At 64.3% G+C, this 5,306-nt stretch carries 4 protein-coding genes; all 4 read left to right on the top strand.

Features of this window, described 5'->3' with window-relative positions; all coding sequences use genetic code 11:
• Positions 1 to 884 (top strand): PilT/PilU family type 4a pilus ATPase (locus ABYB95_RS16380; RefSeq protein WP_372659623.1); only part of this gene is annotated, 884 nt, incomplete at its 5' end.
• Positions 885 to 888: 4 nt separating this feature from the next.
• The gene (gene dapE, locus ABYB95_RS16375; RefSeq protein ID WP_372659622.1) at positions 889 to 2,061 is read left to right on the top strand and encodes a succinyl-diaminopimelate desuccinylase; all 1,173 of its coding nucleotides are present in this window, start codon (positions 889 to 891) and stop codon (positions 2,059 to 2,061) included.
• 74 nt (positions 2,062 to 2,135) lie between these two features.
• On the top strand, positions 2,136 to 3,002 hold the full coding sequence (prmB, locus tag ABYB95_RS16370; RefSeq protein ID WP_372659621.1) for a 50S ribosomal protein L3 N(5)-glutamine methyltransferase: 867 nt from the start codon (positions 2,136 to 2,138) through the stop codon (positions 3,000 to 3,002).
• A 98-nt stretch (positions 3,003 to 3,100) separates the two neighbouring features.
• The gene (locus tag ABYB95_RS16365) at positions 3,101 to 5,104 is read left to right on the top strand and encodes an ABC-F family ATP-binding cassette domain-containing protein (protein WP_372659620.1); all 2,004 of its coding nucleotides are present in this window, start codon (positions 3,101 to 3,103) and stop codon (positions 5,102 to 5,104) included.
• The last annotated feature ends 202 nt before the right edge of the window (positions 5,105 to 5,306 follow it).

The following is a 5,306-nucleotide window of genomic DNA, read 5'->3' as shown; positions in this document are numbered from 1 at the left end:
GCTCCATTGCCGCGGTCGTGCGCTTCATCTCGCTGGAGGTGCCGCCGTTGTCGAGCCTGAACCTGCCCGACATCCTGAGCGAGTTGATCATGACCAAGCGAGGGTTGCTGCTGATGGTCGGCGCCACCGGTGCGGGCAAGACCACCACCCTGGCGGCCATGATCGACCACCGCAACGAAAACGCCAGCGGCCACGTGCTGACCATCGAAGACCCGATCGAATACGTCTACCGCAACAAAAAATCGGTGGTGAACCAGCGCGAGATCGGCCCCGATACCCAATCCTTGCAAATCGCCCTGAAGAACGCTTTGCGCCAGGCGCCGGACGTGATCCTGATCGGCGAAATCCGCGACCGGGAAACCATGTCGGCGGCCATTGCCTATGCCCAGTCCGGCCACCTGTGCCTGACCACCATGCACGCCAACAACAGCTACCAGGCGCTCAACCGCATCCTGAGTTTCTACCCGGTCGAAGTGCGGACCACCATGCTGGGCGATCTGGCTGCAGCCCTGCGCGCCATCGTGTCCCAGCGTTTGTTGCGCACCCACACCGGTGGGCGCGTACCCGCCATGGAGGTCATGCTCAATACCTCGCTGGTGGCCGACTTGATCGAAAAGGCCGATTTTTCCGGCGTGCGCGAGGCCATGGAAAAGTCCATGGCCGAAGGTTCACAGACGTTCGAGAAGGACTTGGCGCATCTGATCGCCGATGGCCTGGTGACCCGCAACGAGGGTATGGCACACGCCGATTCGCCCAACAACTTGTTGTGGCGTCTGCAAAACGACTTCAACGCCGTCAAAGCAACCGAAGAAGCCAAGCAGCAGGACGACGACCAGAGCGACAACGCCACCTTCACCGAGTTCACCTTCGACGTGAAATTCTGAATCCATGACCCCTACCCTGCGCCTGAGCGAAGAACTGATCGCCCGCCCCTCTGTCACCCCGAGCGACGAGGGCTGCCAGACGCTGATCGCCGATCGGTTGCGGGCGCTGGGCTTTGTGTGCGAGTCGCTGGACAGCGGACCCGAGCACTTCCGGGTGCGCAATCTCTGGGCCCATTTTTCCAGCGACCTTTCCGCGAAAAACCCCAAGCTGGTTTTTGCCGGCCACACCGACGTGGTGCCCACCGGCCCGCTCGGCGACTGGACCAGCGATCCCTTCGTGCCTACGCACCGCGACGGCAAACTGTATGGTCGTGGCGCCAGCGACATGAAAACCTCGCTCGCCGCCATGGTGGTGGCCTGCGAGGAATTTCTCGCGGCCCATCCACGGCCCGCCATCGACATCGCCTTTTTGCTCACCAGCGACGAAGAAGGGCCGGCCACCGACGGCACGGTGGTGGTATGCAACGAACTGAAGCGGCGCGGGGAACGCCTGGACTGGTGCATCGTGGGCGAACCCACCTCGGTCGAGCGCACCGGCGACATGATCAAGAACGGACGCCGCGGCAGCATGAGCGGCAAGCTCACCGTGTTGGGCATCCAAGGCCATATCGCCTACCCGCACCTGGCTCGCAACCCAATCCACCTCGCGGCACCTGCACTGGCCGAGCTGGCCGGCACCGAATGGGACGCCGGCAACGCCTACTTCCCGCCCACGAGCTGGCAGGTGAGCAATATCCACGGCGGCACCGGGGCGTCCAACGTGATCCCGGGTCAGGTGGTGATCGACTTCAACTTCCGCTTCTCCACCGAGTCCAGCCCCGAACAGCTGCAGCAACGGGTGCGCGACACCTTGCTGCGCCATGGGCTGGCAGAGGGCAGCGGCTACACGCTGGAATGGACCGTGAGCGGCCGCCCTTTTCTCACCGCGCCCGGCACGCTGGTGCACGCGGTGCAAAATGCCATACAGGCCGAAACCGGTTTGCAGACCGAGCTCTCCACCACGGGCGGCACCAGCGATGGGCGCTTCATCGCCCAGGTTTGTGAACAGGTGATCGAGATGGGGCCGCCCAACGCCACCATCCACAAGGTGGACGAATGCGTGGCGGTGCACGACATCGAACCGCTGAAGAACATTTACCGGCGCGTGCTGGAAAACCTGGCCCAGGCCGCCGCCTGAGAGGGGCGCTGCAAGCCCGCGTCTGCGCGGCCTGTGTCCACTCCCTGCCCGCAGAACAAAAGAACCGTTTCCCCATGTTATTGAAAGACCTCCTGGCCGAATCCGTGGCACGTTTAGACGCTGCCCAGTTGAGCTACGGCCATGGCACCGACAACGCACACGACGAAGCCGCCTGGCTGCTGCTGTGGCAGTTGGGCATGCCGCTGGACAGCGACCTGGACGCGCTGGCCGAACAAGCCGTGCCCGACGCGTCCGTGCAGGCCGTGGCCGCGCTGATCGCACGCCGCATCAACAGCCGTGTGCCTGCGGCCTACCTCACCCGCGAGGCCTGGCTGCAAGGCCTTGCCTTTTATGTGGACGAGCGTTGCATCGTCCCGCGCAGTTTTATTGCCGAATTGCTGATGGATGGCGACATCGACCCCTGGCTGGGCGAGCACACCCAGGACGTGCTGGACTTGTGCACAGGCAACGGCAGCCTGGCCGTGATCGCGGCCTTGGCCTACCCGGAGGTGCGCGTCACCGGTGCCGATATTTCCGGCGACGCACTGGCGGTGGCCCGCATCAATGTGCAACGGCACGGTCTGGAAGACCGTATAGCGCTGCTGGAATCGGATGGCCTGAGCGCCTGCCCCGGCCCCTGGGATTTGGTTCTGTGCAACCCGCCGTACGTCAATGCGCAGAGCATGAATGCCCTGCCTGATGAGTACCGCGCCGAGCCCACGCTGGCGCTGGCCGGCGGTACGGACGGCATGGATTTCATCCGCCTGCTGCTGCGCGACGCGGCGCGGCACTTGCGGCCCCACGGCGTGCTGGTGTTAGAAATAGGCAACGAACGCGCGCACTTCGAAGCCGCTTTCCCCCAGTTGGAGCCGGTCTGGCTCGCCACCAGCGCCGGCGAAGACCAGGTGCTGCTGCTCACCCGCGAGGCGCTCCCGGCCTAAGGTCTGGAGCGGTAGCGCGCACAGACCAGCGCCGAACCCGCACCGCCGGGCGGCGCCCCCTTTTGTTTTCTCTTATTTGCGAGCTTGAACCCCTTTCCATGATCACTCTGAAAAACCTGGTCCTTCGCCGCGGCGTGAAGGTGCTTCTCGACAACGCCTCGGTCACGCTCAATCCGGGTGAAAAAGTGGGCCTCGTGGGCCGCAACGGCGCCGGCAAATCCAGCCTGTTTGGCCTGCTCAACCACACCTTGCACGAAGACAAGGGCGACTTTTACGTGCCCGCGCAGTGGCGCATGGCCCAGGTGGCTCAGGACATGCCCGAGACCGACATGCCCGCGACCCAGTTTGTGATCGAAGGCGACGTGACCCTGCTGGCCGCCCAGCAAGAGGTGACGGCGTCGGAAGAAAGCGGTGACGGCGAGCGCATGGCCCACGCCTACATGGAGCTGCACGATGCCGGTGCGCACGACGCGCCAGCGCGGGCACAGGCCCTGATCCTGGGTCTGGGTTTTCGCACCGACGAACTCGACCGCCCGGTGAACAGCTTCTCCGGCGGCTGGCGCATGCGCCTGCAGTTGGCGCGTGCGCTGATGTGCCCCAGCGACCTGCTGCTGCTCGACGAACCGACCAACCACTTGGACCTGGACGCCCTGGTCTGGCTGGAAGCTTGGCTCAAGCGCTACGAAGGCACCATGCTGGTCATCAGCCACGACCGCGAATTTCTCGACGCCGTGACCGATGTGACGGTGCACATCAGCAACGCGCAACTCACCCGCTACGGTGGCAACTACAGCCGCTTCGAGGACATGCGCGCCGAGCAAATGAGCTTGCAGGCTTCGGCTTTTTCGCGCCAGCAAGAAAAAATGGCGCACCTGCAGAAATTCATCGACCGCTTCAAGGCCAAGGCCAGCAAGGCCAAACAGGCACAGAGCCGCGTCAAGGCGCTGGAGCGCATGGAAAAAATCGGCCCGGTGCTGGCCGATGCCGAGTTCAACTTCGAGTTCGCCGAGCCGCAAAACCTGCCCAACCCCATGCTGGCCATGCACCTGGCCAGCTTTGGCTACCCGCCCCGTGAAGCCGGTGGTGAACCCACCACCATCGTGCGCAACATCAGCCGCTCGGTGCTGGCCGGGCAGCGCATCGGCATTCTGGGCGCCAACGGCCAGGGCAAATCCACCGTGGTGAAAACCATCGCGCGCGACCTGCAACCCCTGGCGGGCCAGATCACCGAAGGCAAGGGTCTGAACATCGGCTACTTCGCGCAGCAAGAACTCGACGTGCTGCGACCAGCCGACACGCCACTGGAACACATGATCCGGCTGGTGCGTGAATGCACCGAACAGAGCCGGCTCAGCGGACAGGCCACGCGCGAACAAGATCTGCGCAGTTTTCTGGGCAACTTCAACTTCACCGGTGACCAGGTCAAACAAAGCGTGGGCAGCATGAGCGGCGGCGAAAAGGCGCGGCTGGTGCTGTGCATGATCGTCTGGCAACGCCCCAACCTCTTGCTGCTCGACGAACCCACCAACCACCTGGATCTGGCGACCCGGGAAGCCTTGTCCATGGCGCTCAACGAATTCGAGGGCACGGTGATGCTGGTCAGCCACGACCGGGCCTTGCTGCGCGCGGTGTGCGACGAATTCTGGCTGGTCTCGCGCGGTGGCATCGACCCCTTCGACGGCGATCTGGACGACTACCAGCGCTACTTGCTCGACGTGGCCAAACAATCGCGCGAAGAGCAGCGCCAGGAACAGCGCAACGCCGGCAAGAACGCCGCACCCGCGCCCGCCAAGGCGGTGGAGGCCCCCGCAGCCGCCACACCCGAACGCGGTGGCGAGCAGCGCCGCCAGGACGCACAAACCCGCCAGCAGATCACGGAGAAAACACGTCCGCTGAAACGGGAGCTGGAGCTGGCCGAAAAACGCCTGGCCGTTTTGAACGCCGACAAGGCGACCGTGGAGGCCAGCCTGGCCCAGACCCAGGCGCCGGCCCAGATCGCCGAGGACGGTCGGCGCCTGAAAAGCATCAACGACGAGATCGATACGCTGGAAGCCCGCTGGCTCGAACTGGGCGAGCAGATCGAACGCATCGCGTCCGCGTGAAGGCGCGCTGCCCGGGAGGCGTGGTGCACCAGCGCCACACCCGGGTGACGCCCCACACAGAGCGGCTTGCCGTTGTATGGATCTAGGGCCTGCGCTCGCCGCACGAGCGATTCTGTAGGTACAGTGCCAGGAACTTCATACGGCATTCCGCCGCCATTGCTCCCAACACCGAAAGGCAAGCCCTTCCATGATGTCCCTCATC

Source organism: Hydrogenophaga sp. (assembly GCF_041633695.1).
GTDB lineage: Bacteria > Pseudomonadota > Gammaproteobacteria > Burkholderiales > Burkholderiaceae_C > Hydrogenophaga.
This window is presented reverse-complemented; position numbering and strand designations above follow the sequence as displayed.

Excerpts from the sequence above, each read along its gene's own strand:
- dapE (WP_372659622.1), top strand. The coding sequence starts at position 889 with ATGACCCCTACCCTGCGCCTGAGCGAAGAACTGATCGCCCGCCCCTCT.
- prmB (WP_372659621.1), top strand. The coding sequence starts at position 2,136 with ATGTTATTGAAAGACCTCCTGGCCGAATCCGTGGCACGTTTAGACGCT.
- ABYB95_RS16365 (WP_372659620.1), top strand. The coding sequence starts at position 3,101 with ATGATCACTCTGAAAAACCTGGTCCTTCGCCGCGGCGTGAAGGTGCTT.